Source organism: Nocardiopsis sp. NPDC055824, assembly GCF_053616335.1.
The window spans coordinates 20,551-43,232 of the sequence record NZ_JBSHDN010000033.1 but is presented as its reverse complement, the minus strand read 5'-3'; the positions used below and the strand labels follow the sequence as shown (position 1 = coordinate 43,232).

The 22,682-nt window shown below is 73.3% G+C and carries 20 protein-coding genes; 11 read left to right on the top strand and 9 right to left on the bottom strand.

Going from position 1 to position 22,682, the window contains the following annotated elements; all coding sequences use genetic code 11:
- Nucleotides 1-62: 62 nt before the first annotated feature.
- Nucleotides 63-614, bottom strand: coding sequence for a TIGR03086 family metal-binding protein (locus tag ACWGL3_RS10230; RefSeq protein WP_452461172.1), 552 nt, complete (start codon nt 612-614; stop codon nt 63-65).
- A 196-nt stretch (nt 615-810) separates the two neighbouring features.
- On the opposite strand from ACWGL3_RS10230, the gene ACWGL3_RS10225 reads away from it, so the two are divergent.
- Nucleotides 811-1,614, top strand: coding sequence for a DUF6597 domain-containing transcriptional factor (locus tag ACWGL3_RS10225; RefSeq protein ID WP_452461171.1), 804 nt, complete (start codon nt 811-813; stop codon nt 1,612-1,614).
- Here the strand turns inward: ACWGL3_RS10225 and ACWGL3_RS10220 are convergent.
- Nucleotides 1,583-2,107 (bottom strand): TetR/AcrR family transcriptional regulator, encoded by a 525-nt coding sequence (locus ACWGL3_RS10220; RefSeq protein WP_267950555.1) that lies wholly within the window; start codon nt 2,105-2,107, stop codon nt 1,583-1,585. The genes ACWGL3_RS10225 and ACWGL3_RS10220 overlap by 32 nt on opposite strands.
- A 65-nt stretch (nt 2,108-2,172) precedes the next feature.
- Nucleotides 2,173-2,496, bottom strand: coding sequence for a DMT family transporter (locus ACWGL3_RS10215; protein ID WP_267947058.1), 324 nt, complete (start codon nt 2,494-2,496; stop codon nt 2,173-2,175).
- Nucleotides 2,497-2,804: 308 nt separating this feature from the next.
- Between ACWGL3_RS10215 and ACWGL3_RS10210 the strand changes: the two genes are divergently transcribed.
- Nucleotides 2,805-4,103, top strand: a complete 1,299-nt coding sequence (locus ACWGL3_RS10210; protein WP_452461170.1) for an Ig-like domain-containing protein — start codon at nt 2,805-2,807, stop codon at nt 4,101-4,103.
- 81 nt (nt 4,104-4,184) lie between these two features.
- Here the strand turns inward: ACWGL3_RS10210 and ACWGL3_RS10205 are convergent, their stop codons facing one another.
- The 3 genes from ACWGL3_RS10205 to ACWGL3_RS10195 all read right to left on the bottom strand — a co-directional run bounded on the left by ACWGL3_RS10205 (nt 4,185) and on the right by ACWGL3_RS10195 (nt 6,876).
- Nucleotides 4,185-4,835: a TetR/AcrR family transcriptional regulator gene (locus ACWGL3_RS10205; RefSeq protein WP_267947056.1), complete on the bottom strand. Its 651-nt coding sequence runs from the start codon at nt 4,833-4,835 to the stop codon at nt 4,185-4,187.
- A 276-nt stretch (nt 4,836-5,111) separates the two neighbouring features.
- Nucleotides 5,112-6,515 (bottom strand): hypothetical protein, encoded by a 1,404-nt coding sequence (locus ACWGL3_RS10200; protein WP_452461169.1) that lies wholly within the window; start codon nt 6,513-6,515, stop codon nt 5,112-5,114.
- A 118-nt stretch (nt 6,516-6,633) separates the two neighbouring features.
- On the bottom strand, nt 6,634-6,876 hold the full coding sequence (locus ACWGL3_RS10195) for a hypothetical protein (RefSeq protein ID WP_267947054.1): 243 nt from the start codon (nt 6,874-6,876) through the stop codon (nt 6,634-6,636).
- 487 nt (nt 6,877-7,363) lie between these two features.
- On the opposite strand from ACWGL3_RS10195, the gene ACWGL3_RS10190 reads away from it, so the two are divergent.
- Nucleotides 7,364-9,511 carry a protein kinase domain-containing protein gene (locus ACWGL3_RS10190; RefSeq protein WP_452461168.1) on the top strand — a complete coding sequence of 716 codons (2,148 nt, stop codon included), beginning with the start codon at nt 7,364-7,366 and terminating at the stop codon, nt 9,509-9,511.
- 144 nt (nt 9,512-9,655) lie between these two features.
- Here ACWGL3_RS10190 and ACWGL3_RS10185 read toward each other — a convergent pair whose 3' ends face one another.
- Nucleotides 9,656-10,222: an NADAR family protein gene (locus tag ACWGL3_RS10185; protein ID WP_267947052.1), complete on the bottom strand. Its 567-nt coding sequence runs from the start codon at nt 10,220-10,222 to the stop codon at nt 9,656-9,658.
- 190 nt (nt 10,223-10,412) lie between these two features.
- Nucleotides 10,413-11,201, bottom strand: a complete 789-nt coding sequence (locus tag ACWGL3_RS10180) for a dioxygenase family protein (RefSeq protein WP_267947051.1) — start codon at nt 11,199-11,201, stop codon at nt 10,413-10,415.
- A gap of 80 nt (nt 11,202-11,281) precedes the next feature.
- On the opposite strand from ACWGL3_RS10180, the gene ACWGL3_RS10175 reads away from it, so the two are divergent.
- The 6 genes from ACWGL3_RS10175 (at nt 11,282) to fxsT (ending at nt 20,831) form a co-directional block, all read left to right on the top strand.
- Nucleotides 11,282-11,788: a MarR family winged helix-turn-helix transcriptional regulator gene (locus tag ACWGL3_RS10175; protein ID WP_267947050.1), complete on the top strand. Its 507-nt coding sequence runs from the start codon at nt 11,282-11,284 to the stop codon at nt 11,786-11,788.
- Nucleotides 11,789-11,974: 186 nt separating this feature from the next.
- Entirely contained in the window at nt 11,975-12,418 is a 444-nt protein-coding gene (locus ACWGL3_RS10170; protein WP_267947049.1) for a DoxX family protein, read from the top strand.
- A gap of 213 nt (nt 12,419-12,631) precedes the next feature.
- The gene (locus ACWGL3_RS10165) at nt 12,632-13,567 is read left to right on the top strand and encodes a trypsin-like serine peptidase (RefSeq protein ID WP_452461167.1); all 936 of its coding nucleotides are present in this window, start codon (nt 12,632-12,634) and stop codon (nt 13,565-13,567) included.
- The gene (locus tag ACWGL3_RS10160; protein WP_452461166.1) at nt 13,564-15,126 is read left to right on the top strand and encodes a hypothetical protein; all 1,563 of its coding nucleotides are present in this window, start codon (nt 13,564-13,566) and stop codon (nt 15,124-15,126) included. Before ACWGL3_RS10165 ends, ACWGL3_RS10160 begins: the two co-directional genes overlap by 4 nt.
- A gap of 21 nt (nt 15,127-15,147) precedes the next feature.
- Nucleotides 15,148-16,350, top strand: a complete 1,203-nt coding sequence (locus ACWGL3_RS10155) for an AAA family ATPase (RefSeq protein ID WP_267947046.1) — start codon at nt 15,148-15,150, stop codon at nt 16,348-16,350.
- Between the two features lie 35 nt (nt 16,351-16,385).
- Nucleotides 16,386-20,831 carry an FxSxx-COOH system tetratricopeptide repeat protein gene (fxsT, locus tag ACWGL3_RS10150; RefSeq protein ID WP_267947045.1) on the top strand — a complete coding sequence of 1,482 codons (4,446 nt, stop codon included), beginning with the start codon at nt 16,386-16,388 and terminating at the stop codon, nt 20,829-20,831.
- Nucleotides 20,832-20,868: 37 nt separating this feature from the next.
- Here the strand turns inward: fxsT and ACWGL3_RS10145 are convergent, their stop codons facing one another.
- Nucleotides 20,869-21,066: a DUF397 domain-containing protein gene (locus tag ACWGL3_RS10145; RefSeq protein ID WP_267947044.1), complete on the bottom strand. Its 198-nt coding sequence runs from the start codon at nt 21,064-21,066 to the stop codon at nt 20,869-20,871.
- Between the two features lie 678 nt (nt 21,067-21,744).
- On the opposite strand from ACWGL3_RS10145, the gene ACWGL3_RS10140 reads away from it, so the two are divergent.
- Together ACWGL3_RS10140 and ACWGL3_RS10135 are read left to right on the top strand one after the other, a co-directional pair.
- Nucleotides 21,745-21,963 (top strand): hypothetical protein, encoded by a 219-nt coding sequence (locus ACWGL3_RS10140; protein WP_452461165.1) that lies wholly within the window; start codon nt 21,745-21,747, stop codon nt 21,961-21,963.
- A gap of 41 nt (nt 21,964-22,004) precedes the next feature.
- Nucleotides 22,005-22,682 (top strand): response regulator transcription factor, encoded by a 678-nt coding sequence (locus ACWGL3_RS10135; RefSeq protein WP_267947042.1) that lies wholly within the window; start codon nt 22,005-22,007, stop codon nt 22,680-22,682.

Below are 22,682 nucleotides of genomic sequence, written 5' to 3'. Positions count from 1 at the left end.
GGGCCACGGGTTCGCCCCCGTGGCCCTCGGCCGTTCCCGGACTCCGGTCCGCTCCCGTGCGCCTACCAGGTCCGGCGCCCGACGAAGGCGAGGAACCGCGTCTGGGCGTCCGCGCCCTCCGGCGGGGTGAGCTCGGGGCCGCAGACGCCGTTGCCCCGCATGCTGTCGCCGAACGCGGCGGTGTTCCCGTGTGCCCACCGCACGTCCTCCGGGTCCAGCCGGTCGTCCAGCCCCGCCGCGCGGGCCAGGTCCCAGCGGTGCACGACCAGGTCGAAGGAGAGGAACTGGTCGACGGAGCGCGCGAACGTCGTCGGTCCGAAGTACCCGTCGTACCCGGCGTCCGCGAGCTCCGGGTCGTCCAGGTCGGCCCGGACCACCGCGCGGGCCGCGTCCCAGGCCGCGGCCGGGTCCGCGTCCACCGACGGAATGTCCCCCAGGTCCCGGCCGACCAGGCGGAGGAACATGCCCTGGGTGTCCACGACGTGGCGGACCACGTCCCGGGCGGTCCATCCCTCGCAGGGGGACGGGGCCGTCCACCGGTCGTCGGGCACCGCGGCCACCGTCGAGGCGAAGGCGTCGGAGAGGCGGGCGTAGCGCTCGGAGATGTCGCTCATGGGCAGGTGTCCCCCTGGATCGGTCGAGTTCCGGCCCCATCCTCGTCCCGCGGTCCCGCCGGGGTCTTGAAGAAACGCGACAGGGCCGGGCGGCCCGCACGGCCGGGCCCCTCCGGGGGAGCGGAGCGGCGCCGGACCACCGTCCGGATCGCGGGCGCTCCGGGAACCGTCCGAGCGGGGACCTACCCTGGTGCGTGTGAGACCAGAGCCCGTCGAGCGGGACGCGCGGGGCATCATCGACCCGGGGACGGGGCTGACCCGGTTCCGGCTCGACAGGTACGCGCCCTCCGCGCCGGTCGCCCGCTTCGTGGACCGCTACTGGGTGGCCTCGTGGAACCTGTCCGGGCACGAGCCGTACACCCAGCGGGTCCTCGCCCACCCCGTGGTCAACGTGGTGTTCACCGCGGGTGGGGCCGCGGTGCACGGCCCCGCCACGAAGGTCACCGGGCGCCGCCTGGAGGGGGAGGGGTGGGCGCTCGGGGTCATGTTCCGTCCGGCCGGGTTCCGGCCCCTCCTCGGCCGCCCGATGAGCGGGATCGTCGACGCCTCCCTGCCCGTGTCGGAGGTGTTCGCCGGGGACGTGCTCCCCGGGGCCCCGCACCCCCTCATGGCCGAGGTGGACCGGATCCTGGCCGGGAGGCTGCCCGCGGGCCGGCACCCGGCGGAGGACACCCGCGACCTCGTCGAGCGGGTGGCCGCGGACCCGGCGGTGGTCGGCGTCTCCGCCCTGGCCGAGCGCGAGGGGGTCGGTGTGCGGCTGCTCCAGCGCAGGTTCGCCGACCACGTCGGACTCGGGCCCAAGGCGGTGATCCGCAGGTACCGGCTCTACGAGGCGGCGGAGCGGGCGAGGCGGGGGGCCGCCCCCGACTGGGGCGTGCTGGCCGCCGAACTGGGGTTCAGCGACCAGTCGCACCTGACCAGGGAGTTCACCTCGGTCATCGGGGTCCCGCCCGCCCGCTACGCGGCTCTCACGAGGAGCGGAGGGAGAGGAGCCGGGTGAGGACCCGGTGGACGGCGTCCGCGGTCAGCTCCGGGTCGGTGCAGGAGCGCATGAACAGGCCGTCCACGGTCGCGGAGGCGGTTGCGCGGTCGTCCGGATCGGGGAGGTACGGCGCGAGGAAGGAGTCCACCGCGCGGTTCCAGCGGTCGATCTGCGGGCGCAGGGCGGGACGCCGGGACGCGAGCAGGAACAGCTCGTACTCCGCGACGACCGAGGCCCGGTCGCCCCCCGCCCCCGCGCAGGAGATCAGCTCGGCGAACCCCCGCAGCGCCGCGTCCGCCTCGCGGGGGAGGGTCCCCAGGGCCTCCACGTAGGTGTCGTTGACCCTGGTGAGGGCGTCCACGAGCAGGTCGTCGACGGCCGCGTAGTAGTAGGTGACGGTGCTGGGCGGCACCCCCGCCTCCGCGGCGACGCGGCGCTGGCTGACGGCGCCCACGCCCTCGCGCTCCACGACCCGCATCGTGGCGTCGAGGAGCAGCCGACGGCGCTGCATCCCCTTGAGCCTGCGGCCGTCGGTGGTCCCCTCGTCCGCCGTACCGCCCACGGTGCTGCTCCCCGTCAATGCGCGCCGCCCATCTCCAGTGCCATCACTCCTCCGATGACCAGGGCGATGCCTCCCACCTGGACCCAGGTGAGGGACTCCCCGAGGAAGAGCGCTCCGATCACCGCCACCAGCGCGATGCCCGCCGCCGCCCACACACCGTAGGCCACCCCCAGGTCCATTCCCCGCGCGAGGGCCTGGCTGAGCATGGCGAAGGCGGCGACGTAGCCGACCACGACGACCACCGAGGGGATCAGTCGGCTGAACCCCTCGGAGAGCTTGAGCGAGGTGGTGGCGGTCACCTCGGCGGCGATGGCGCCGACCAACCAGAACCACGGCATGTCATCCTCCAGGAGAAAGTTGTTCGCTCGACCAGGTTTCGACTGAAGAGAAACCTGAGCGTTCGGCCAAGATGTTATCCCCGGGGGCATCCCGGTGTACAGGGCGGTTCGGAGATGGCCGTAATCTCATACATGGAGGGCTTCTGGTACGTACCCCCTGGGTGTATGGTCGGCCGTTCCGGTGTCTCGCCCCGCGCCGGTGGTAACCGCTCTATACCGATGTGCGGGTTTTCAGAACCTTTTCCCCGCTGGTGCGTCTTAGTGGCAGTAGGCACACGGCGTTCGAGGTACGACATGGAGGTCCAGACGTGACGGGCAAGACCCCTGCGGCGGTGACGCGTCGGTTCGGCATCGGACTGGCGGCGCTCGCGCTCGTCGCCACGGCCTGTACGTCCGGCGAGGCGGAGACGCAGGGCAACAGCCCCGACGCCGACGGCGCGGACGCGGCCGAACTGGTGATCACGCCGGAGGACGGCGCCCAGGAGGTCGCGCCCAACTCCCCCGTCACGGTGACCTCCGAGAACGGCGTCATCACCGACGTCGCGGTGGAGCAGGTCGTCATGAACGAGGCCGCCGCGGACGAGGGCGAGGAGGACCCCGACCTCTACGCCATGACCGGAACCCTCAACGAGGAGGGGACCGAGTGGGTCAGCGACTGGAACCTGCGCCCCGGCTCGGAGATCGTGGTCACGGCCACCGCCGAGAACGACGCCGGTGAGACGACCGAGCTGGTCCAGGAGTTCACCACCCTGGACGCGGTGGCCGGTCAGCGCCTGGAACTGGAGTCCAACTTCCCCAGCTCCGGTGACACCGTCGGGGTCGGCATGCCGATCGTCATCAACTTCGACCTGCCGGTGACCAACAAGGCCCAGGTCGAGAACTCCATGGAGGTCGTCTCCGAGCAGGAGGTCGCGGGCGCCTGGAACTGGGTCAACGACAAGACCGCGCAGTTCCGCCCCGAGGAGTACTGGGACCCCTACCAGCAGGTCAGCGTCGACCTCCGCCTCGCGGGCGTCGAGGCGTCCGAGGGCGTCTACGGGGTGCGCAACCACCGGATCGACTTCGAGATCGGCCGCGAGCTGATCGCCACCATGCACGTGCCCGACCACGAGATGGTCATCACCGTGGACGGCGAGCAGGAGCGCGTCATCGAGGTGAGCAACGGCAAGGAGAGCCGGCACTTCGACACCACGAGCAGCGGCACCCACGTGCTGATGGAGCGCTACGAGAGCCTGACGATGGACTCCGCGACCGTGGGCATCCCGGCGGACTCCCCGGGCTCCTACAAGGTCGACGTGCAGTACGCGGTCCGCACCTCGCACAGCGGCGAGTTCGTGCACGAGGCGTCCTACAACGGCAACATCGGCTCGGCCAACACCTCCAACGGCTGCACCAACCTGCGCATGGACGACGCGCTCTGGTTCTTCGAGAACACCCTGATGGGCGACGTCCTCGACACCACGGGCACCGACCGTGAGAAGGAGTGGGACAACGGCTGGGGCGTCTGGCAGAAGTCCTGGGACGAGTGGCTGGAGAGCAGCGCCACCGGCGAGGCCCAGATCACCGACGGCTCCGGCACCCCGGGCTCCGTGCACGGCGAGCAGTAGCCGCCGCACGTCCGAGGGGGCGTCGGGAACCACCTGGTTCCCGGCGCCCCCTCGTCGCGTTCCGGGCCGTCCCGGTGCGGGTCAGTCCTCCTGGGACAGCCGGGCGACGAGGGCGTCTATCACCAGCGCGGTCACGGAGGCCATGTCCACGGCCTCCGGGTCCAGGAGCCACTGCACCTGGAGGCCGTCCATGACGGCGATGACCGCGGCGGCGGCGGCTCCGGCCGGGGTGCGCCCGTCGGGGCCGGGGGTGGACGCGGCCTCCCGGTGCTCGGGCCCGAGCCTGTCCAGGACGGCGTCGCCGATCTCGCCGCGCAGCACCGTGTAGCGGTCCCGGAACCACTCCTGGGCGGGATGCCGGTCGGTGGCGCTCTCCGCCGAGAGGACGGCGTACAGCTGCGTGGTCCCCGGGCGGGCCGCGTTGCGCTCCGCGGTGGTCACCAGGTGGTCGAGCATCCGGCTGCCCCCGGGCGCCGGGTCGGAGTCGTCCCTCAGCTCCAGGACGGCGGTGAGCAGGTCGGTCTTGGAGCCGAAGTGGTGCAGGACCCCGGCCGGGGTGATGTCGAGCATCGCGGCGATGTCGGCGAGCGAGGTGTTGTTGAACCCCCGGGCCGCGAAGACGTCGGCGGCGGTGCGCAGGATCTGCTCCCGCCGGTTCACCCGCTTCCGCGGAGTCGGGGCCTCGGGGCCGCCGGGGGACCGGGTGTCCGGTGCGGGGGTCGTCTCGCTCATTCCTGCTCTCCACTTCGTTGTACCCGGCGGGTACTCCGGGCCCGTGGCCGGGGGCGGGCCCGTCGCCCACGGTATCGAGATCTCGTTTCCTCCCTTTGCTTAATAAACATTAAGTAAGGTTCCCGGCCAAGAGACGTACACCACAGGGTAGGACGGCCCCCACCGGGTCCGGCGGTACGGGAGCGGTGGGGGCAGGGGCTCCCACGTCACACCGGCAACGGTTTCGGACAGCCCCTCAACGCGCATCCCCGCCCGGACCGGAGCGGCCCCGGGCCCTCAGACGTTCGCGCCGCAGTCGGTCCCGGCGCCGGAGGGATCGCAGGCCAGCATGACCAGGCGAAGGGTCTCCGGTCCGCTGACCTCGACGGTGACGGCCCCGGCGCGGTGCGCGGACCGGACCGCCGCCGGGTCCGGCCGCTCGGGCCCGGGCGCCTTGTCCGCCCGGTCCGCGGCGTCGGCCGCGCACGGTTCGGCGCAGCCGAACACCCGCGCGCTCCCGTCCCGGAGCACCTCGGCGCGTGAGCCGGCCGGCGTCCCCGGGGCGGCGGCCGGTGTGGCGGCCTCCGCGTCGTCGGGGCACGGGCTCCCGGTGTCGCACACCCGCAGGTAGAGCGTGGAGGGGCCGTGGTCGGGGTCCGTGCGCCAGTAGGCGGCCACGACCCGGCCGCCGACCCGTGCGTGCGACCCGTCCGCGTCGACGTGCGCCTCGCGGCCCGGCTCGGCGGGACCGACGGTGCACCCGGGACCGCAGCCGGCCTCGCGCAGCCCCCCGGGACCGACCTCGAACAGGTGGGCGGTGCCGTCCTCGTCCTCGATCTGCACCGTCGTCCGGTTCTCCGCCGACGCCGTGAGGGCGGCGGAGGGCGCCGCCCCGGGGGGCGCCGGCTCCGGGCGGAGCAGCCCCGGGGCGGCGAGCGGGAGGAGGGCCAGCACGCAGACGAGGGCGGGCACCGCGGCCGGGATGCCGTGGGCGTCGCCGGGGCGGGGACGGGGGAGGGCGGCGCGGACCGGCGCGGTCAGCCGGGCGGTGCTCCGGGCGCGGACGGTCCGCCAGGTCTCGGCCAGGGCCCGTCCCGGGGGCAGGTCGGCCAGCACGTGGAGGGGGAGCGCCGCCAGGAGGAGGGCCGTCACGGCGATCCCGGCCGCCGTCGCGGCGGCGGCCGGCGCGGACCACACGCCTTCCGACGCGAGTCGGCGCAGACCCCAGAACGGCCCGGCCCAGGACGCGGCCGACGGAAGGAGGAGGGCCAGGGTCCCCGGGACGCGGCGCAGGGCGCGGGACCAGGACGCGGGCGCACCGACGTCCTGCCCGAGCACGGCGCCGCCGCCGACGAGCAGCCCCGCGTGCACGGACACCGGGAGGCCGACCACGAGGGCGGCCAGGGCGAGACCGGCGAGGACCACGAGGCCCGCGGACGGCTCCGCCGGCAGGGAGAGCGGCGGCGCGGCCCCTCCGTCCGGGGCCGGCGAGAGGAGTCCGTGGGCCGGGAAGGCCACCGAGGCGACGGCGAGGAGGAGCACGGCCGGGAGGAGGGGGAGCAGGACGGCCGTCAGCAGGGAGCCGCCGGGCGACGGGCGCCGCTCGCGGGAGCGTGCGGGAGGGGAACCGTCCGGGGCACGGTGGGGGAGTGCGGAATCCGCGGTCCGACGGATTCCGCCGGAGCCGGTCTGACCGTCCATCGCCGTCTCCCTCGCTGTGCCCCAACCGAGACTACACAGGCCTTCCGGGGCGTACCGGGCACTCCGGGGGTCGGGGGCGGCCGTGGCGCGACCGGGACGGAGGCGCCGCGGAGCGGTCCTACCAGGACCGGACGCCGCCGACGGGCGCGGGCAGGCGCTCGTTCAGCCACGTCCACGTGCCGTCGTTCTCGGTGAAGCGGCGCTGGATGCGCTCCACGTCCGTGAGGGGGTTCGCGAACACCTCGGTCCACGCCCCCGCGGTGCGCTCCTCCAGGTAGAGGCTGCGCGCGTCGGTGCGCATGCGCACCGCCTGGAGGGTGTGGGAGGAGCCGTTGCTCAACTGGATGCGGTAGTAGGCCATGGGAAGTCCCTGGGGTCTGGTTCGTCCTGGGAGGAAGGACGGTGCGTCCCCGGAACGTGCGTGCCGCCTCGGACGGCAGGGGGATCGGTCTCCCGGTGCGTGCGGCGGGACGAGAGTGGTCGTCGACCGCGAGGGTGTGCCTGAAGGGTGGCGGCGAGAGTGCCGAGACCCGGAGTGCTCCGGGGAACGGGTGCGGGTGCCGGTGCACCGTGCCTTCCGTGTCCTCGGACTCTACTCCTCCGGGTGGGGGCGGGAGCCGAAAACGGGGTGACGGCCGGTGAAATCCGGGTGATCCGCGGGTGAGCGGCGGAGGTGATTCGGAAACCACCGTGTATATCGGTCTATATTGCTGTGATTCGTGTGATTGACGCGACCAGAGGGAAACAGTAGCGAGCCGAGGCGAACGGTTCACGCTCTGCGGTCGTCCAACGGACAGGACCCCTCTCCCCAGGGTGCCCCGTGCAACGCTTCCGACCCGAGGACCGCCATGGCCCACCCGCCCCCGCCGCCGAACCTCACGCCCCTCCAGAGCTCCGACCCCCGCGTGATCCCGCCGTTCGCCGTGCACGGCAGGCTCGGTGCGGGAGGCATGGGCGTGGTCTACGGCGCCGTGGGCCCGGACGGGCGGTGGGCGGCGGTCAAGGTCGTACGCCCCGAGTACGCCGGAGAGCCCGAGTTCCGCTCCAGGTTCGCCAGCGAGGTCGCCCTGATGCACCGGGTGCGGGCCCGCTGCATCGCCCCCGTGCTCGCCCACGACACCCGCGCCGAACTCCCCTGGTACGCCACCCCCTACCTCCCCGGACCCACCCTGGGCGCGCGGGTGCGGCAGGGCGGGGCGCTCGCGCCGCACCAGGCGAGGGTGGTCGCGGCCGGGATGGCCGAGGCGATCGCCGCCATCCACGCGGCCGGGGTCGTGCACCGGGACCTCAAGCCCGCCAACGTCATCCTCGCCCCCGACGGTCCCAAGGTGCTGGACTTCGGCATCGCCAGGGCGGCCGACGCCACCGCCCTCACGCGGACCGGCGGGCTCGTGGGCTCGCCAGCCTGGATGAGCCCGGAGCGCTACCGGGGCACCAGCGGCCCCGAGGCCGACGTGTTCGCGTGGGGCGCGATGGTCGCCTACACGGCCACCGGGCGGCCTCCCTTCGGGGACGGCGGCGCCGAGACCCTGATGTACCGCATCCTGCGCGAGGACCCGGACCTGGAAGGGCTCCCCCCGGAGCTGGAGGAGCCGGTCACCCGCGCGCTCGACAAGGACCCCGCGTCCAGGCCGTCGGCCGGGGAACTGCTGCACCGCGTCGCGGCGGCGGACCCGGAGGCCGCGGCGGGGGCGGACGACACCACCATCGTGGACGGGCTGATCCGCGCCCACTGGGCCGGCGGCGCGGTCCGGGGAGCCCCGGCGCCCCGGACCGCGCCGACCGCCTTCGCCCCGCCTCCCCCCGCCGTCGGCCCCGGGGGCGGACCGGCGGGCGGCGGGCCCGGGCGCGCCGGAGCGGGAGCCGCCCCGCCACCGCGGAGGCGGTTCCGCCGGGCCCCCGTGGTGATCGCCGCCGGGGCGCTCGCGGTGGCGGCCGTGGGCGGCATCGGGCTGGTCAACGCCCTGGAGGGCGGCGATCCGGAGCCGCCCGCCCCCGACCCCGCCCCGTCGGTGGAGACCGCGGAACCGGGCACCCTGGCGGGCACGGTGAACGGCGCCGGCTCCACGTTCCTCTCCTCGGCGGTCGAGGCGTGGTCGGCCTCGTACACGGCTGAGCGGCAGCCCGACACGCGGATCTCCTACGAGGCGACCGGCTCCGGGGCGGGCGCCGACGCGTTCGTGCGCGGCGAGGTGGACTTCGGGGCCTCCGAGAACGCGCTCACCGAGAGCCAGGTCGCGGAGGCGGCGGAGGCCAGGGGCTGCCCCGTCGTGCAGTTCCCGGTGCTGGCGGGGGGCATCGCCCTGGTGTACGACGCCGAGGGCCTCGACGGCCTCGCGCTGCACCGGACGGAACTGGCGGACATCTACTCGGGCGCCGTGACCGCCTACTCCGACCTGGACGGGGCCGCGGAACTCGGGCTCCCGGACCTGGAGATCGTCCCCGTCCGCCACGAGAGCGAGGCCTCCACGGCGCACGTCTTCAGCCGCTACCTGGCCGCCGACGGGGGGTCCTGGGGAGCGGAGAACGTCGGGGACGACACCCGGTGGGGCCCCGGAGTGGTCGCCGCGTCCGGGGACGAGGGAGTGCACGCCGAGGTGGCGGCCACCCCGGGCGCGCTCGGGTTCGTCAACGCGTCCTACGCCGAGGAGCACGGCCTGGACGTGATGCCGCTGCGCAGCGACCGGGGCGTCGAGGTCGACCTCACCCCGGAGACGACCAGGGCCGCCACCGAGCAGATCGACCTGGACGGGACGGACTTCTCCCTCGACGCGGTCCAAGGGGACAGCGCCTACCCGATCATGCGGGTGAACCACGTGTTCGCCTACGAGTGCGGCCACCCGGAGGGAACCGGTTCCGTCCTGCGCGACTTCTGGGCCTACGCCCTCGGGGACGAGGGCGCGCGGATCGCCGAGGGGGCGGGGTACACGCCGCTGGCGGACTCCGTCGGCGCGCGGGTGGTCGCCGACCACGTCTCCCGGATCACCGAGGGGTGACCCCGCCGGTCCCGCCCGGGGCCCGGGTCAGGCGTTGACGCCCCCGTCCACGCCGATCACCGTGCCGGTGACGAACCGCCCGCCCGGTCCGGCCGGGGCACGCGCGGTCCCCGGGACGCCGCGGTCCCCGCGGGCGGGCGGGGCTCAGGCGGCGGCGAGGCGGGCGCGCGCCTCCATGAGCGCGAAGCCCAGCAGGTTGAGGCCCCGCCAGTGCTCGGGCTGCTCGGCGTGGTCGTGCCGGGCGCCGAGCCCGATGCCCCACACGCGGTCGCGGGGGCTGGCCTCCACCAGCACGCGGGAGCCCGTGCCGAGCAGGTAGGCCCCCAGGTCCGGGTTCTGGCCGAACTTGGCGAGGTTGCCCTCGACCACGATGCCGAACCGGGCCGCCTCCCACGCCTCCTGGTCGAAGCCGCGGACCTCGCGGCCGATCGCCTTGGCGTCGCGCGGGTGCCCCGCGGCGACGATCCGCGCCTCCGCCTCGGCGTCGCCGAACAGGCGCGCCTTCCCGGCCATCATGTGGTGCTCGGCGGTCGGGTGGAGGACCCCGTCCACCGTGAAGTCGGCGGCCCACCACTGGGAGAGGCAGCTCGCGGAGACGCCACCGCCGGCCGGAGGCCGGTGGCCCCAGAAGCAGAGGTACCGGGCCCGCCCCGTGGCGTCGATGAGCTCCCGCACGGACCGGGCGTCCGCGGGGCCGTGTGCGTCGGTCATGGGGGAAGTCTGCCAGGAGCCGCCGACGTTCGGCCGCCCGTTTCCCGGTCGGCGCCCGGAGCGGTCCGCGGCCCCGCCGCCTCCGCCGCGATCTCGTGCTCACGGCCCGTCGGGGCGCCGGAGCCGTCCATGAGCACGGGGCCGTCCGGGCCGGATCCCCGCCGCACCGGGAACGGGTGCGGTCGGCCCGCTAGTCGAACTGGAAGGAGCGCTTGGCCAGGCCGTGCCAGAAGCCGTCCACGGTGGACCGCGAGCTCCGGTGCCCGTCCAGGCCCGCGCCCAGGGCCACGAACAGCGGCGCGAAGTGGTCGCTGCGCGGGTGGGCGATCGCGGCGGCCGGGGCCTTGTGCCCGAAGTCGAGCAGGGAGTCGACGTCGTGGTCGGCCACCGCCCGGTTCACCCAGTCGTCGAACTCCACCGACCAGGAGGGGGCGTCGCCGTGCGCCTGCCGGGACATCTCGCGCAGGTTGTGCGTCGTGAACCCGCTGCCGACGATGAGGACGCCCTCGTCGCGCAGCGGGGCCAGGCGGCGCCCCAGGGCGAGGAGCCGTGCCGGGTCGAGGGTCGGCATGGACACCTGGAGGACCGGGACGTCCGCCTCGGGGTACATCTCCCGGAGGGGCACGTAGGCGCCGTGGTCGAGTCCGCGCCCCGGTTCCTGGTGGAGGGTCCCGACCGGACCGGTGACGAGGTCGCGCACCCTCGCGGCGAGGGTCGGCGCTCCCGGGGCGGGATAGGTGACACCGTAGTAGCGTTGCGGGAAGCCCCAGAAGTCGTAGGTCAGAGGGACTCCGTCCGCCGTCGCGCCGACGGTGAGCGGAGCGTCCTCCCAGTGCGCCGAGACCACGAGGATCGCCTCCGGCCGGGCGAGGCCACCGGACCAGTCGGCCAGCTCCCGGGTCCACCGGGCGTCGTCGGCCAGCGGCGGCGCCCCATGGCTGAGGTACAGGGTCGGCATGCGTGTGGGCCGCGGTGCCATGGGGTCCTCCTGTGACTGGGAGATCGGATTTTGACCAGAACACAATTGAACTCTCAAGTATTCCGGGGGGCACGGGCCTGATGGCCGACACGAGGTGGCTAGACGAGGGCGAGCAGCGGACCTGGCGGACCTTCCTGGCCGCCGTCCACCTGTTGGAGGGCTCCCTGGACCGGCAGCTCAGAAGGGACTCGGGGCTCCCCCACGCGTACTACCAGGCCCTGGCGATGCTGTCCGAGGCCCCGGGGGGCGCGCTGACGATGACCGAGCTGGCCGGGCTGCTGAGGTCGTCGCCCAGCCGGCTCTCGCACGCCGCCGCCCGGCTGGAGGAGGACGGCCTGATCCACCGGTTCAAGCGGCTGGGGGACAGGCGGACCACGATCGCCGAGCTCACGCCGCGCGGGCTCAAGGTACTGCGGGAGGCGGCGCCCGGCCACGTGCGCGAGGTGCGCCGGGTCCTGTTCGACTCCCTGACGAGGGAGCAGGTCGACCAGCTCCGCGAGATCTCCGAGGTGATGCTCGGCGAGCTGGACCCCGAGGGGCGGGAGCCGCGGTGCCCGGGGTCCGGAGGGGCCGGGGACCGGGACTGAACCGGGTTCTGTGACCTGTCCTGACCGGGGGTTACGGCGCGGGAGGGAAAAACGCGGGGAGACACTCTATGTGTTCGGGCGGATGCGTACTATCATCTGGCTTCCCAGAAAAAGGTTGCGATCTCAAGTGTTGGACTCGGGCCGCGATCTCCTCTGGGATACCCGCTCACAGAACAGGAATCACCCGTGAACGAGAAAACAGTCGTCTCCAGAATCAGCGACACCACCACCCTCCTCGCCAGAGCGGTCGTCGGTGTCGTCTTCATCGCCCACGGCTGGCCGAAGGCCGCCGACCTCGAGGGCACCGCCCAGGGGTTCGCCTCCCTGGGAATTCCCTTTCCCCAGTTCTCCGCCCTTCTGGGCGCGGGAATCGAGATGGGCGCCGGGCTGGCGCTCGCCGTCGGGTTCGCCCTGCCCCTCGCCGGACTCCTCCTGGCCTTCATGATGGGAAGCGCCTACTACTTCGCCCACCTCGGTGACGCGTTCATCGGCGGCTACGAGTACCTGGTGGTCCTCGCCGTCACCGCCGTCGCCCTCGGGTTCGCGGGCGGGCGCTACTCCCTGGACCGCGTCATGCCGTGGGGCCGCGCCCCGCGCCGACGGACATCGGAATCACTGCCGGCCTCCTGACCGGGGTGCCCGGTCGCCCGCTGCCGGAGGCGGGCGGCCCGGCCGCCAGAAAATACTTTTAACTTACTTAACACCTTTCACAAAACAGACATTAGTTCGCACAATATCGAGTTTCTGTCCCATCCTCGTGGCGTTTCGGGTTCGATCGGTAGAATAAAAAAACCAAACACAATCCACGTTGACAGCGGGGTCGCGTCACCGGGTCCGTCCTCCGTGACCCGACCCCCTGTGCCGAACGGGAGCACCGTGTCCCTCCTGTCCAACCGACCCGACACCCCTGACTGGCAGCTCCGCGTCACCGACCGGGACGGCACCGCCCTCCACGGAGCGGCGGTACTGGTCGCGCCGGAGTACGCCCTCACCTGTGCCCACGTCGTCGTCGAGGCCGTCGGGCCCTCGGCGGGCCCCGGCAGCGAGGTGCGCCTGGACGCGCCGCGCGGACTCCCCGGATGGGAGTCCGTCGGCACCGTCCTCTCCGGCGGGTGGTGGTGGGAGGGGGAGGCGCCCTGGGACGCGGCCGTGCTCCGCCTCGACCGCACCGCCCCGGGGCCGCCCGCCGCGACCGCCCGCCACCGCGTCGGGGACCGGGTGCGCGTCCTGGGCTTCCCCAACGCCGAGACCGGACGTTGGGTGACCGGACGGATCACCGGCGACAGCGGCAGCCGTTTCGGCTACACGCAGGTCGACGTCGACTCCGCCACGGGCTTCACCGTCCTGCCGGGCTTCAGCGGCAGCGGTGTCCGGGAGGGGACGGGCGACGGGCTCCTGGGCATCGTCTGCGAGGCGGCCGCCAACGGCAGGGCCGGCTGGATGATCCCCCTCGACCGGGTCCCCCGGGTCTGGGGGGCGGGACCGGACACCGCGACCGCCGTCGCGCGCACCGCGCGCGCCATGACCGACCTGCGCACCCTGCTCTCCCCCGACCTGAGGTTCGACCTCTACACGGCCCTCGACCCGAGGCTGCGCCGCAGACTCCGCGCGGACCAGGACCTGACGGTCTTCGCCTCCCAGCTGGTCTCCCTCGCCCACGAGGAGTACCGACTCCTCGGCGCCGTGCTCGACCTCCTCGACGAGAGGGAGGAGGGGAGCGCCGGCATGCTCCGCGTCCGCGAGGCCGCGGCGCCGCTCCTGACGGGGCGGGACGGGTGAGCCGTGCGGCCGGGATAGAGGACCAGCCGCTGGAGGGCCCCGTCCCTCCCCGGGTGGACGAGGCCGACTACGCCCGGCTGGCCAAGGCCCTGTGCTCGGTCACCTGCGTCACGTCCCCCGAGTACCACGAGCTGCTGCTGGGCAAGCTCCCCCGGGTCCGCTCCGGGATCAACCGGAACGCCGTGCCCGTGGTCTTCACCGACGCCCTGGTCGGCCGCTGCCGCGAGAGCCGGCTGCTCGGCGTCCTCATGCGGTGGATCGGCTACTGGTCCGACGACAGCCGGAGCTGGCGGACGGCGGCCCTGATCGCCGAGCCCCTGGTGAGGGAGGAGGAGTGGGCCCAGGTCAGCCAGGCCATACCCGAGGCCACCCGGCAGCAGGTCGACACCGTTCGGGAGGAGCTGGTCCTGTACGACGCCGCGGACTTCCGGGAGATCGCCGACCGCGTCCGGGGGGCGCGGCCCATCGACCGCACGCCGTCCGACCGTGCGTGGCACACGTTCGTGGCCCTGGCCGAGATCCCCGGCAGGGAGGGGGAGTCCGCGCTGGTCGAGTTCTGCGCGATCCTGGGCGCCCGGGGCGCGCTGCGCTGCTCGGCGCTGCTGGAGGGCTGGGGCGGGGGGAGCAGTGCCCCCGAGGCCCCCGGGGCGCCGCCGGGGCCGGACGCCGGGGAGGACGTGCCGGCCCGCCTCGTCGTCCACGTCGAGAGGGGCGAGGAGCGCGACCGCCACGACCTGCGGTACTGGACGGTGCTCAGGGAGCACGGCGGGGACCGGCCCGACTTCTGCGACTCGGGCACCCGCAAGGGCGTCACCCCGGACAGGATCGCCGACAGCGTCGGCGTCCTGCTCGGCCTCGTGGAGGTGGACCACCGCAGGGAGCACCACCGGGGGAGGATGCGGGTGGAGCTGGTCGCGGAGCTGGACCTGCTGCGGGAGCTGGAGGCCGACCGGTGGCAGGAGGCGGGGGGAGCGGCCGGGGCGCCGCCGCTCGGGGCCCGCGCGGAGGTGGTCTACCGGGCGGCGGAGCTGGAGGACCCCTCGCGGCGCGACTACGACGCGGGGAGGAGGGCCCTGGGCCGGCGGTGGGCGGCCCTGCTGAGGTGCGGTTCGGGGGTGCACCTGGACACGGCCCACGAGGCGCAGACCAAGGAGCGGCTGAGCGGTCGGACCTACCGGGAACCATTGGAGGATCGGCTCCCGGACGATAGAATAGCCATTCTCTCGGTACCCTCCCATTTGGACGACTGCCACCAGTCGGTCCGGTCCGCGCTCAGGTTCGGAGTTCCGGTTGTGGTGTGGCGTTCCGCCGACAACGGTCGGGGAATCGGTCCGTGGCTGAATCTGGGAAAGACGGGACGAGAGGTGACGGTGTCATCAGAGAAACTCCAGTCGATCCCCCAGGTGCTCCACAAGTCCCGCTCAGGGGGCGTTTCGCCGGACGATAGCGGGTACATCGAAGAAAGCTTCGAGGTCGCCGTCTTCTACCACGATTCCCTGCCGGTCCTCCCGGACCCCCCTCCGCTGACCGCCAGCAGTATCCGCACCACCCCCCGTTGACCGAGGCTCGAAGGGCTCGCCATGACCGCACACGCCGGACCCGGGCCGACCGACTCCGTACCGGAGTGGTGGGTCTTCCACGGCACTGGTCAGCCGCGCGCGCATCTGGACCTCGCGACGCGGTTACCCCCGCCTCCGCAGTGGCGTACCTACGGCGGGGCGTTGAACTCCGGTTCGACGTCCCCCTTCTACGAACCGTCGGCTCCCCCGGGGGAGCCCGGTGAGCCGGCGGAGCCGGGGGAGGACGCCGTCGCGACGGCGGAGAGCGCGCGGCACCTCGGCCCGCAGCACCCGCGCCCCGGCACGGTCCCGCTCGGCCCCCACCGCAAGCACCTCCTGGACAAGGTCAACGCGGCGATCCACCTGCGCAGGCCGCTCCTGGTCACGGGGCCGCCCGGGGTGGGCAAGTCCAGCCTGGCCCACCAGATCGCCCGCGAGCTCAACCTGGGCAGGACGCTGCGCTGGGCGGTGACCAGCAGGAGCACCGTCGGGGACGGCCTGTACTCCTACGACCCGCTCACCCAGATCCACGACCTCAACCTGGAGAACGCCCACCGGCGGGCCACCGGGCAGGCCCCGGACCGGCGCTACGCGGGGGACGGCGACGCGCACCTGCGCAGCAGCGCGGAGTCGATCAGCCGCTACCTCGCCCTGGGCCCCCTGGGCACCGCGTTCCTGCCGACGAGGGCGCCCCGCGTCCTGCTGATCGACGACTTCGACCTGGGCGACTTCGACCTCCCCGGAGACCTGCTCGACCTGTTCGAGAACGGCGGCTACCGCATCCCCGAGCTGGCCAGGCTGGCGGGGGTGGCGCCGACGATCGAGGTGGCCACCGACGACCCCGGACGCACCGTGCCGGTCGCGCACGGAGAGGTGCTCTGCTCCGCCTTCCCCATCACCGTGCTCACCTGCAACAGCGGACGCGACCTCTCCCCCGCCTTCATGCGGCGGTGCATCCCGGTCCGGATGGGCCTCCCGGACGAGCAGGAGCTGCTGGCCGCCGTGGCGGGGCACTTCGGGGGCGACCTGCCCTCCGGGGCGCGCCCGCTGGTGACGGAGTTCCTGGAGAGGAGCGGCAGCGGGCACGAACTCGCCATCGACCAGCTGCTCAACGCCGTGCACCTGGTGGGCGCGCTCGGCCCCGACCAGGCCGGACCCGGGGGGGATCAGGTGCGGGAGCTCTCGGAGCTCCTCTGGCACCGGCTCACGGAAAGCCCGGGATGAGTTCGGGGCGTGGACCGGGGAGCGACCGACCCCGGGTGACAGGCGACGCGGAAGGGTCCACGCGCCGGGGGCCGGGGCTCACCGCGACCGACCTGGCGGACGCGATCCACCTGGCGGCCCTGTGGGACGCGAGCGCCCGCCGGGCCCGGCGGGCGCACCGCCTCGGGGAGGGCCGGGAGGAGCTCGTGGCCGACACGGGCCACGACTTCGGGCCGGCGCCGTCCCCGTGGCCTCCCGGCACGGTCCCGGAGCAGGTCGGGAACCCCGTCGCGGGCCGGCCCCGGGAGCCCGCACCCGCGACCGGCGCGGACCGCCCGGCGGCCCCGGACGGGCGCGTGCCGACACCGGACGCCCCTTCCGGGCGGGAGCAGGCCCCCTCCGAGGAGGGGGCCGAGTCGCCCGGGTTCGTCCAGCCCGTCCTGGAACGGCGGCAGGAGTTCGTCGCGGCCCTGTCCCCGTTCAACCTCAAGGCGCCCCGGGGCGAGCCCGACCGGGTCGACCCGGAGGGCACCGCGCGCGCGTACGCCCGCGCGCTGCTGGACAGCCTCCACTGGACGGACGGCGAGCGCGCGAGCGCCGGCGTCCCCGTCGTGCCCGTGCTCCGTGCACGCGACGAGAGGGCGGTGGACCTGACCCTCCTGCTCGACGAGGGCGTCACCATGCTCTTCCAGCGTGGTCCGGCGGGCGAGTTCGCCGGGCTCCTCCGGGACAGCGGGGTCTTCCGGACGGTGCGCGCGCTGCACTTCGACTCCGAGCGGGCCGGGCCGCCGGAGCTGAGGGACGCGAACGGGCGGGGCCGCGGGCTCGGCGGACGCCGGGCGACCGGCGCGCACGTCACCCTGATCCTCACCGACGGACTCGGCGGGGCCTGGCGGGACCGGGAATTCCAGGAGTGGGTGGCGCGCGCGGCCGGAGAGGGCGCACTGGCGATCCTGCACCTCCTGAGCCCCCGCCTGTGGAGGCGCGGCGCCATCGCCACCGCCCCCGCGGAGCTGGGCACGTCCTGGCCCGCCGCCGCCGGGGCGCCGAACACCCGGTACGTGCGCGAGCGGACGCTCGCCGACCTGGTCGCGGACGAGGACGAGCCCGCGGCCGGGACGCTGGTCCCGGTGCTCCCGCTGAAGCCGTCCGCGCTCCACGACTGGGCGTCGTTCGTGATGGCCCGCGGTCGCGCGCGGCTGTGGACGCAGACCGCGGAGTTCCCGGGGCGGCCGGGACCGGTGCTGGCGCCCGACGCCGGGGCCGACGGGGAGTTCGACCCCGACCGGGAGGTGGGCCGCTTCCAGCGGGCGGCGACCCCCGAGGCGTTCGACCTCGCCGTGGCCCTGGCCGCCGTCCCTCTGGACCCGGGCCTCGTGGAGGCCGTGTGCGAGGACGTGATGGGCCGGGCGTCGCCGTCCGAGCTGACCGAGGTCTTCTTCAGCGGGCTCGTCCGGATGGGGGACGCGGCCGAGCGCGGGGCGGTCCGGTGGGACTTCCGCGACGGGGTCCGCAAGGCCCTCCTCGCCCGGGGAGGGCGGGTGTCCGACATCCGCCGGATGCTGGGCCTGGCGGCGGAGCGCCTGCTGAGGGTGGACCCCTGGTTCGGCGACCTCGCGAGGATGCTCCGCGGCGAGCACGTGGTCTCCCCGACGAACACGGGGGCGTCGCGCTCGTGGGTGCGGTCCATGCTCCCCGCGGTGGAGAGCGCGGCCCTCGTACGCCGTTATTCGGCACCGATCAGGGAATATGCCGAAGCGGCCGGGCGAAACGGATACCGGGATCATTCTGTGCCGGAAAACTGGCCCCCGTCCTCGTCTGGTTTAGGATTGACCAAGGTTCCCGGATCTGCGCAAACGAGTAAGAGCGATAACCGGAAGACACGGAATACCGCACCCTTTTCTGATCGGTCGGGTGAAAAGCCGCTTATGTCTACAAACCCGTCAATTGGGGATAGAATGAACGATTCTGGCGACATTCACAGCGGCCGCGCGGGCAGATCGTCCACCAGCGGTCGGCCGCTGAGTGCTGTCTGGGTGCAGGTCCCCCGTAAGAACAGCGCCTTCACGGGGCGCGAGGAGCTGCTCTCCGCGCTGAGGGCACAGCTCCTCACGGGGCAGCGCCAGGTCATCACCGCGCTGAACGGGATGTCCGGGGTGGGCAAGACCGAGCTCGCGAAGGAGTACCTGCACAGGTACGCCTCCGAATACGATCTCATCGTCTGGATCCCCTCCGCCCACGGCAACCAGCTGCGCGAGAGCTTCTCCGTGCTGGCGTCCCGCCTGAGGCTGGACAGCGTCGGCGCCGGCAGCGGGCACGTCGTGGAGGACGTGCTCGCGGCGCTCCACCAGGGCGGGCTCTTCCAGCGCTGGCTTCTCGTCTACGACAACGCGCAGGCCCGGGCCGAACTGGAACAGTATCTTCCTGTCGGGGGCGAGGGGCACGTGATCATCACTTCTCGGGACAACAGCTGGACCGTGGCGGGGGGTGACGCCTTCCTCTCCGTCCGGGAGTTCGAGCGCAAGGAGAGCATCGAACTCCTCAAACGGCGCGGTCCGGCGACGCTCACCGACGACGAGGCGGACGCCCTGGCGCGCGAGCTGGGCGACCTGCCCCTGGCGCTCAACCAGGCGGCGGTGTGGCTGCACGAGAGCGGCATGGCCACCGAGGAGTACCTGCGCCAGTTCGCGGACAAGAGCGAGGAGATGCTCGCGCTGCTGCGCCCGGACGGGACGTACCCGGTGGCGGTCGCCGCCGCGTGGAACGTGTCCCTGGACCGGCTGGCCATGACCAACCCGGCCGCGCTCCAGCTGCTCCAGCTCTGCTCGTTCATGGCGACGGCGCCCATCCCCCGCACCCTCTTCAACCACGCGCGGGGCATCGAGGGCCCGGCGGAGCTGAGGACGGCGCTGGAGGACCCGGCCAAACTCGGCATGGCCATCCGGGACATCGGGCGCAACAGCCTCGCCCACATCGACCACCAGCGCAACACGATCTCCCTGCACCGGCTCGTGCAGCGGGCGGTCCAGGCGCCCATGGACGAGGCGGAGCGGGAGGAGATGCGCCACTGCGCCCACCAGCTGCTGGGCCGCAGCGACCTCCAGGACGTCACGAACGACTCCAGCCGCTTCACCGACCTGCTGCCGCACGTGTGGGCGTCCGAGGCCTGGGACTGCGCGGACCCGTGGGTCCGCGCAGTCGTGGTCCAGATGTGCCGGATCGCCCTGCTGCGCCAGGAGTTCGAGGACGCCCGCCGCCTGGGCGACACCGCGTGGGCGTGGTGGAAGCAGCACCTGGGGGAGGAGCACCCCTCCACCCTCGGGATGGCGGTCCAGGTCGCCGTGGCGATGCGGGGCCAGGGCCACCTGGCGGAGGCCCTCGAACTGGGGGAGACCACCCTGGCCACGCTGCGCGAGCAGCAGAACCCGGAGGACCCGGAGACCCTGGAGGCGGAGATCGAGCACATCCGCAGCCTGCGGTTCGTCGGCAGGTTCCGGGACTCGCTCGCCGCCGCCGCCGACGCCTACCACCGCCGGGTACGCCTCTTCGGGGAGGACGATCCGCACACCCTGCTCACCGCCCACTTCCGCGCCTTCAACCTGCTCCTCAGCGGTGACCCGGCGGCTTCGGCCGAGCAGTACCGCGACACCCTGACCCGGCTGGAGATCGTCTTCGGCCCCGACCACGGGCGCACCCTCGGCACCAACAACGGGTACGCGGAGGCCCTGATGGAGCGGGGCCTGTACCGGGAGGCGGAGGCGATCCAGACCAACCAGGTCGAGCGGGTCACCAGCCTGCTCGGCGAGGACGACCCCGGGGTCCTGAGCAACGTGCGGACGCTGGCCGTCATGCGGCGGCGGATCGGCAGGCACAGGGAGGCGTTCGCCCTCTCGGAGCAGGCCTGGCAGCGCTTCCGGATCAAGCAGGGCGCGGACAGCAACGACACCATGTACGCGGCGCTCGTGCACTCGATGTCCCTGAGCGCGGTCGACCAGCACGACGAGGCACTGGAGCTGGCGCAGACCACCGGTGAGCGCTACGTCAAGCTGCTGGGCGACCAGCACCCCTACGTCGGGGCCGCGAACATCAACCAGGCGATCATCCTGCGCCGCCTCGGAAGGGTCGCCGAGGCGCGCGAGCTGGACGAGGGGGCCCTGGCACTGTTCCGGGAGCGGATCGGCGGGCACCACCCCAGCGCCCTCTCCTGCCTGGTCAACCTGGCCAACGACCACTTCCTCACCGGGGACGTGGCGGGGGCCCGGGAGCTGGACGAGGAGGCCCTGGCCGCGTGCACCAGGGAACTGGGGGCGAGGCACCCGCTGACCCTCCTGGCCCGGCGCAACCTGCTCGTGGACCGCAGGGCCCAGGGCGAGGACGTCGACCCGGAGTTCATCGAGGTGGAGGACATGTACCGGGAGGCCATGGGCGCGGACCACCCCGCGACGCTGAGCATCCGCAAGAGCGTGCGCGGGGACGCGGACATCTACCTCGCACAGATGTGACCGCGGTGGTCCGGGGCCGGCCCCGGACCACGCCCGCTCAGGCGCGGTCCGCGAGTCGGAGCAGCGCGACCCACTGGTGCGCGGGCAGGGCGAGCTCCGCGTGGTCGCGGTGCGTGGAGTCGCGGATCCCGACCGCGGCGGGCGCGCTCATGACCGCCTCGACGCACGAGTTGGTACCGCCGCCGCTGTAACTCGACGTGCGCCATCGCCCGGGCCCCCGTCCCAAGCCCTTCACGAGAGCTCCTGTCCGGGCTGTCTTTCCTGGTTGTTTCTACGCACGCGGCGGCCTCGATTCTTCCGGTTCCACCATTGGTCGCTCCTGTTTCCCGTGCGGCCCTGTAAGTCCGGTCGGGTCCGACTTCGGCTCTCCCATATATTCTGCTGACTTTCGAACCCACTTGTACATGCCCACTGGGGTACTGATCATGTTGTCCGGATGCAGTCATCCTCGGACTGTTCATAAACTGATGCTTGCGGCATGTTTCCCGTTCGCCCGGGGGAACGCCGCCGGGGGATCTGTGGAGAGGATCGGGGAAGTCCGCTGCTCAGTCCGGGTGCGTCTTTCCCCGGAGTCCCCTGTGTCCCGGCGTCATCGGCGATGGCGAGTGCCGGACGGTAAAGCGTTTTCGGTGGATCCGACCCGAAACGCACCAGCTCCCAGCAGCCCCAAAGTGACCTTGGGAGCGAAAGAGCCGGGACGGCGGTCCGGCGATGGCGAAGCCCTTGACCGCTGGAAAGCGGAGGGACGTACCAGGACCTATAGGGAGAACTTCGCGAAGGCGGACCGAAGGGAGGTTTCCGCAGGTAATCCATTGTGGTCGCGGTCGTACCGCGGACTGTTCCCGACTTCTCCGGAGAAGCGACGGCCTTTGCGCTCTCCTAGGCTGTCCCCAGGGCGAGGGAGGGGATCGACGTGAATCAGGGCGAAACGCACAATTCCATCGGCGGTGGCGTCCACGGCGGTGTGGCCGTGAGCGCCGGTCGCATCGGGAGCGTCACCGTCCACCACCACGCCGCCGGGCCCGGCCCCGCGCGCCCGCCCGCGGACCCCTGGCCGGAGAGGGTGGACCGGTCACCCGTCTGGGACCGCGTCCGGGAGGGGAGCGACTCCGGGCCCTTCCGGGAGGTCTGACCGTGCGCCGTCGTCAGCGGGGGTCCGCAACACTGCCTACCATGCTGGACATGCGCATTCTCGTGGTGGAGGACGACGACCGGGTCGCCCGTGGCCTGGTGACGGCCCTGCGGTCCGCGTCCTTCGACGTCCAGCGGGTCGCCACCGCGGAGCGCGCGCTCACCGCCCCGCCCGCCGACGTCGTCCTGCTCGACCTCGGCCTTCCCGACGCCGACGGCATCGACCTGCTGCGCAAGCTCCGCGAGCGGCCCCAGACCGCCGTCATCGCCGTCACCGCGCGGAGCGAGGAACGCGACCGGGTACGCGGGCTGCGCGCCGGCGCCGACGACTACGTGGTCAAGCCCTTCGGCGTGGCCGAACTCCTCGCCCGGATCGACGCCGTCCTCCGGCGCACCCGCCCGGCGCGGGCCGAGGCCGCCGAGGCCGAGCCCCCGCTCACGGTCGGCGCGCTCACGGTCGACCCCGACTCCCGCGAGGCCAGCGCCGGCGGGCGGACGCTCCGGCTGACCCGCAAGGAGTTCGACCTGCTCTCCCTGCTGGCCTCCCGCTCCCCCTCGGTCGTCGCCCGCGACCAGATCCTCGACCAGGTGTGGGGCGACGCCTGGGAGACCTCCTCCAGGACCCTCGACACCCACATCGCCTCCCTGCGTGCCAAGGTCGGCCGCGCCGTGCGCATCCGCACCGTGCGCGGCGTCGGCTACCTCCTCGACGGGGCCTGA